The organism is Phormidium sp. CCY1219 (assembly GCF_035615515.1).
Taxonomy (GTDB): domain Bacteria; phylum Cyanobacteriota; class Cyanobacteriia; order Cyanobacteriales; family Laspinemataceae; genus CCY1219.
Map to the genome: position 1 here is coordinate 24,380 of NZ_JAJENT010000337.1, position 6,313 is coordinate 30,692.

5 protein-coding genes are annotated in these 6,313 nt (G+C 49.6%); all 5 read left to right on the forward strand.

Features of this window, described 5'->3' with window-relative positions:
* The first annotated feature begins 14 nt into the window (after nucleotides 1-14).
* Nucleotides 15-1,343, forward strand: a complete 1,329-nt coding sequence (locus LKK83_RS05955) for a protein kinase domain-containing protein (RefSeq protein WP_324630022.1) — start codon at nucleotides 15-17, stop codon at nucleotides 1,341-1,343.
* Between the two features lie 185 nt (nucleotides 1,344-1,528).
* Nucleotides 1,529-3,646 (forward strand): protein kinase domain-containing protein, encoded by a 2,118-nt coding sequence (locus LKK83_RS05960; RefSeq protein ID WP_324630023.1) that lies wholly within the window; start codon nucleotides 1,529-1,531, stop codon nucleotides 3,644-3,646.
* A gap of 304 nt (nucleotides 3,647-3,950) precedes the next feature.
* Entirely contained in the window at nucleotides 3,951-4,391 is a 441-nt protein-coding gene (locus tag LKK83_RS05965) for a hypothetical protein (RefSeq protein WP_324630024.1), read from the forward strand.
* 277 nt (nucleotides 4,392-4,668) lie between these two features.
* Nucleotides 4,669-5,019: a histidine triad nucleotide-binding protein gene (locus tag LKK83_RS05970; RefSeq protein WP_442957285.1), complete on the forward strand. Its 351-nt coding sequence runs from the start codon at nucleotides 4,669-4,671 to the stop codon at nucleotides 5,017-5,019.
* 545 nt (nucleotides 5,020-5,564) lie between these two features.
* The coding region (locus tag LKK83_RS05975) for a photosystem II q(b) protein (RefSeq protein WP_324630027.1) at nucleotides 5,565-6,313 on the forward strand (749 nt) is incomplete at its 3' end.

Below are 6,313 nucleotides of genomic sequence, written 5' to 3' on the forward strand. Positions count from 1 at the left end.
TCTGACTTTCAGCCATGACGAATACCTGTCCTTCCTGCTTCCACGAAAATAGCCCGGGCGATCGGTACTGCATCGTCTGCAGAACCTCCTTAACCCCTTCCGTGGGCTTTCATCTTCCGGTGGGAGCATTCCTCAAACAGGAAACCTATCAAATTACCAATTTTATCGGACGAGGAGCATTTGGCATTACCTATGCGGCTATTTATCGTCCCAACAATGCCCGAGTGGCAATTAAAGAATTATGGGCAGAAAATGGATACAGACAAGGCAATTCCCTGGTTTGGCCTGCTTACATTTCCCCGCTTTCTCAACAAGCACAAATCCAAAAGTTTAAACTGGAAGCGGCTTATTTGCAGCGATGCAATTGCCCTTACATTGCTAAGGTTTACGACTGTTTTGAAGCCAATGATACTATTTATATGGTTATGCAGCTCATTGAGGGCATTCCGTTGTCCCAAGTGGTGAAAGCGGAGAAAGCGATCGAAGAAGCGCGCGTTATCCACTATTCCCTCCAGATTGCCCATGCTTTAACCGTGGTTCATCAGAATAATTTACTGCATCGAGATATTAAGCCGGAAAATATTATGCTCGATCGCCGCAATTGTGCTATCTTAATCGACTTTGGCACCGCCCGGGAGTTTATCGCGGGGAAAACCGGGGATATGACCCGGATTCTCACGCCAGAATACGCCCCGATCGAACAGTATCTTTCTCGCACTAAGCGTCTCCCGGCTACGGATATTTATGCATTATGTGCTTCCATGTACGAACTGTTGACGGGAACTATACCGACCCCCTCATTAGAGCGGGCTAATTCTCTCTCTCAAGGATTGCCCGATCCCCTGGTTCCCCCGCGACAACTCAACTCGAACATCAGCACTCACCTGGAAGGGGTGATTTTGAAAGGCATGAGTTTTCCGGTTGAACAACGCATTCAAACTGCTCGGGATTTAATTGAGGCGATCGGGCAAAATCCGCGATCGCCTAACTCCACCACCCCACCCACTCCCCCACGTCTGTGTGCCACACAACTCAACCCCCCTCAAGCCGAATTTCCCTTAAACGGCGTCGCGATCGTCGGCATATCCCACCCCCATAACTCCCCCGTGAATATCGATCTCAAACACTTTTTCGGTGGGGAAACTGTGTCGCTTCAGCACGCTAAAATTTACCCCGACAGTGGGGGTTGGATGGTCAAAGACCTCGGGTCCACAAACGGAACCTTTATCAAACCAAACGGACACCATCGCTTTCATACCAGAATTACCACCCCCACCCCTTTAAATCCCGGTGACGAAATCGCGTTTGGTAAAGTTAAGCTATCTTTTAAAATTTCTCAGTAATACCGAGGGAACCCTCGGATTATCCCGAAGGCGAGCCATATTATTTGCACCCTGACCTCACGCCGGGTTCCCTCCTCTCCCCCAGTCAGGACAGCAACATGATTTGCACTGTGGCTAAACAGCGATTCTCCCTATCTTATCCGATCTCCATTTAAAAATCCTCTATCCATTCACCAAGACGATCGATGATGACGAATATCTGTCCCTCTTGTTTACATGACAACGCCCCAAGCGATCGCTTTTGTATCGTCTGCGGCACCTCTCTCAGTCCCCAGACCCCTTTACCCTCTCCTGCATCCGGACTTCAGCTTCCCCTGGGAACCCTACTCAAACAGGGCAATTATAAACTGGAAAAAGCGATCGGTCAAGGAGGATTCGGAATTACCTACAAGGCTACTTACTGTCCTAACGCGGCGATCGTAGCAATTAAAGAGTTGTGGCCGGAAGGGGGATACCGACAAGGTAAATCCGTACTCTGGCCGACGTCAATTTCTCCCGCCGACCGCAGGGAAGAAATTAATAAGTTTAAGCAGGAAGCGGCTTATTTACAGCGCTGTCAATCCCCTCATGTGGTCAAGGTTTATGAGTGTTTTGAGGAAAATTCCACCGTCTATATCGCAATGGAATTTATCGAGGGCAGGCCACTGTCTGAGTTTATCGAACCACAAAACCGCCTTGACGAGCATCAAGTTATTCCTTATTTGATTCAAGTGGCTCAGGGGTTAAGCATTGTTCATCAAAACCAATTACTCCATCGGGATATTAAGCCGGAGAATATTATGATAGGACCTGGCGATCGCGCGGTTTTAATTGACTTCGGAACCGCACGAGAATTTATCGCCGGCAAAACCGGCAACATGACCCGCACGCTCAGCCCAGGATACGCCCCCTTCGAGCAATATTCCTTGCGCGCTAAGCGCTTGGCCGCTTCTGATATTTATTCTCTGTGCGCTTCTCTGTACGAATTGCTCACCGGACAGTTACCCAGTGAGGCGATCGAGCGCGCTAACATCCTTCATCAAGGTCAGCCGGATCCCCTGATTCCCCCCCGAAAACTCAACCCTAACATCAGCCCGCACATCGAACGAGTGATTTTAAGGGGAATGAGCTTTCCCATCACAGAGCGCATCCAAACCGCCGAGGATTTTATCGATGCCCTAAATGGCAAACTGGTTTCTCCTCGCCATCAAAAAGCGAAAGATTTCCTCAAGCAAGGGAATTTAACTGATGCAGTTCTCACTTACGAAACCTGTTTGCAGCAAGAACCCGATAATGGAGAAGCTGCGGTGGAATTGGCTCTGGTGTTAGTCTATCTGGATGGCGATCGCGCTGAAGCTGCGGCGCGAAAGGCAATGCAACTCCAACCGGGGGACGGGCGCAGCTACGGCGTATGTGGGTTGCTCAGTTGTCGCCGCTTACAGTGGTCTAATGCCGTGCAACAGTTACAGCAAGGTCTCAGCCTCAGTCCACAAGACGCCTGGATGCACGCTAACCTCGCTTGGGCACTGGGGAAGCAGGGCAATTGGAAATCTGCAGATACATCCATCCAAGAAGCTTTAAGGTTAGACCCGGATTCTACATTTGGTTTGGGAGTCCAAGCGTGGGTCGCTTTCCACCGCCGTCAGTGGAAGTTCGTGGTCAGGGCCGCGACTCAAGCAATTTTTAAATCTCAGCAGGAACCGCCCCAAAAGGCGATCGCGTTACAATCCTGGGTTTACCCCTTTGCGATCGCAGCATTGGATAAAGTAACGACAAAAAAAGCCAGCGATGTGGCGCGACGAGTGCGATCGTTTGTCGCCCAAGTCCCGCATAGTCCGGTTGCTTTGGGATTGCAAGGGTGGTACGAGTACCGTAATGGCAACCTAGTCGCCTCTGGTCAGAGTTTCGATTTAGCCAGTCAATGCGATAATCTTCCCGATTGGGTGGCGCGCGATCGCGGGCTGATCTGCGAACATCTCGATGACTTTGCCACTGCTGCCAAATGGTATGAAGAAAGATACCAACAAACCCCTGCAAATCCTTGGATTTGTTATCGTTTGGGAACCGTTTTGGGCAAGCTCGGTCAGTGGCATCCAGGGAAAACTTATTTAGAACAAGCGGTCAAACTCGATCCCCAGTTCGCACCCGCTTATCGTAACCTCGGTTGGGTATTGTTGAACTTACAAACCGCTAATGGTAAGGTAAACTTAATCCGCCAGTTGTTAGCCGCCTATCGTCAAGCCTTGCACTTATACAAAGCCCAAAATCCCGAAGAGGCTCAGCACATTCAAGCACTGTTTCAGGCGATCGACATGTCGTTATAGTGCTTTTCACACCGTAATCTATCCCTAATTCTCTCTCCCTCTTCTGCCCATTTCTCTGCTTCCCTGCATCTATGTTCTCCTCGAGGCTTCGCCTTCCCCCCCCCCCCTTATATCAAAGCAAATACTTTGCGCCCTTGCTATGTCGAATCCATTTTTTTCTGCGGTTAGCACTCGCCTTTCAGTTAATGGTGACTCACGCCTCGATAAAGATAGCCCAATCCAAGTGCGCCGCTAAATGTCCTCTCATTTCCACGTTAGACTGCTAAAACTGTCAGAATTTTAACCTACATGGAAGATCGAGTTGATGAAACTGATTAAAATTTTGTTCCTGATTCTGGTCTGGTCGATTGGGGTGGTTGTCACCTATCCTCAGATGGCTTTCGCAGAAATAACCACGATTACTGTAGAAATTAACGAACTCAAAGCCAATGAAAAAGAATGGGATATCTGGAAAGGCGCGCCAGATCTTGCCATCTGTCTCACGAATCCACTGGTGGGCACTTTATGTCTGCCTGACGGCGATCGGGTTGAATTGATTTCAACGGCCCAATGTGCGGATTCTTTTCGCTGCAAGTTTAGTGCTGACATTCCTGATGGAACGTTCAAAATTTCAATCGTTGATGTAGATGCTGTATTGAACGATATCATCGGCATAGGTCATTGCCGTAAAGGTGAAACCTGTGAAGTCGGAGAAGCTAAAGTGAAGATTAAAGAGTCGGGGAATCAGGGGTGGTGGTTTAAGTAAGCCGAACGGAGTAGTCCCCGTCGGGGGACAATGTGACGTTACGGTGGTATTTCCATCGCCGACGGCGATCGCCCTCCAATTAGCACAATCGCGGCTAAAATGCAACCCTTTGCAATATTTCTTTACAAACTGGCGCAGGGGTGAGTTGGGGGCACTGTTCCTCTAAGATGACAACTAGCAGATGGTCGAGGTCCATCTGGCCTGCGGGAGAGGGGGCTAATTTTCATCCGTGCCCATTGCCGCCTCCCTCGCCCATACCTAGCACTCAGAGGGAATGATGACTGAACCCACAGAAACCATTTTTAGTAAAATCATCCGCCGGGAAGTGCCCGCCGATATCGTTTATGAAGATGACCTGTGTCTGGCGTTTAATGACATTGGTCCCCAGGCACCGGTGCATATTTTGGTGATTCCCAAAGAAGCGATCGCCAAATTATCTGATGCCGAGTCCCACAACCACGCCTTGATGGGTCACTTGCTGCTGACCGCCAAGCGCGTCGCCGAACAAGCGGGACTCACCAACGGCTACCGCGTGGTCATCAACAACGGCTCCGATGGCGGTCAAACCGTGAACCATCTCCATTTACACATCCTCGGCGGACGTCAGATGAAGTGGCCTCCCGGTTGAATCCCTCGGCTATTTTCCCGATTCATCGGATAATCTCCCCCGGGTTGGTGGAAACCTGGGGGTTTTTTCGGCGTTTTTCCCCAACTTCCACCAATTTTCTGCTCTCCCGAAACCGCCGAGGTAGGTCCCTCATCCTGAGAAATTTTCAGACTCGGCATTTTTACTCACTAAATAACTAAATTGTCATGTACCGATTTTTAGCAAAGTTTGAATTCCGGCACAGAAAAAAAGGGATCCGTGAAAGTGTTCTTCACGAACATTATTCTCGCTTTTCCGGTGGCAAATTTGGCGCTAAAAATACTGCATGGCAAGGGTTTTACGGCAAAATTTTCCCGTTCGACTTAGCAGCTAAATCCGAACGGTTTTGGCGGCTTTCATTCGCTTAAATCGCCAAATAGTTATTAAACGATTTATAGATTTAAAAAAAATCCAAAAATTTTTTCTGAAAACCCTTTACAAAAATCTATAAAGGATGTAAAGTAGGAATCACGGTAGGAAAACAACTACCGACTACCTTGACAACGTAATAGCAATCATAAGAACTTATGACGACCACCTTACAGCAGCGCGAAAGCGCTAATCTGTGGGATCGGTTCTGCGAGTGGGTCGCTAGCACCGAAAACCGCCTTTACATCGGCTGGTTCGGCGTGCTGATGATCCCGACTCTGCTGACCGCGACCGTCTGCTACATCATCGCCTTCGTAGCGGCTCCTCCCGTTGATATCGACGGTATCCGGGAACCCGTTGCTGGCTCTTTGCTGTATGGCAACAACATCATCTCTGGTGCTGTTGTTCCTTCCTCTAATGCGATCGGTCTGCACTTGTATCCCATCTGGGAAGCAGCTTCCCTCGACGAATGGCTCTACAACGGCGGCCCCTATCAGTTAGTGATTTTCCACTTCCTGATCGGTGTGTTCTGCTACATGGGCCGCGAGTGGGAACTGTCCTACCGCTTGGGTATGCGTCCCTGGATATGCGTGGCTTACAGCGCTCCGGTTGCTGCGGCTACCGCCGTGTTCCTGATCTACCCGATCGGCCAAGGTTCTTTCTCTGATGGTATGCCCTTGGGCATCTCCGGGACCTTCAACTTCATGTTGGTGTTCCAAGCCGAGCACAACATCCTGATGCACCCCTTCCATATGCTGGGTGTTGCTGGTGTGTTCGGTGGTGCTCTGTTCAGCGCCATGCACGGTTCTCTCGTTACCAGCTCTCTGGTGCGCGAAACCACCGAAACCGAATCTCAAAACTACGGTTACAAATTCGGACAAGAGGAAGAAACCTACAACATCGTTGC

Coding starts and splice junctions, on each gene's coding strand:
- LKK83_RS05960 (WP_324630023.1), top strand. CDS start 1,529: ATGATGACGAATATCTGTCCCTCTTGTTTACATGACAACGCCCCAAGC.
- LKK83_RS05955 (WP_324630022.1), top strand. CDS start 15: ATGACGAATACCTGTCCTTCCTGCTTCCACGAAAATAGCCCGGGCGAT.
- LKK83_RS05970 (WP_442957285.1), top strand. CDS start 4,669: ATGACTGAACCCACAGAAACCATTTTTAGTAAAATCATCCGCCGGGAA.
- LKK83_RS05965 (WP_324630024.1), top strand. CDS start 3,951: ATGAAACTGATTAAAATTTTGTTCCTGATTCTGGTCTGGTCGATTGGG.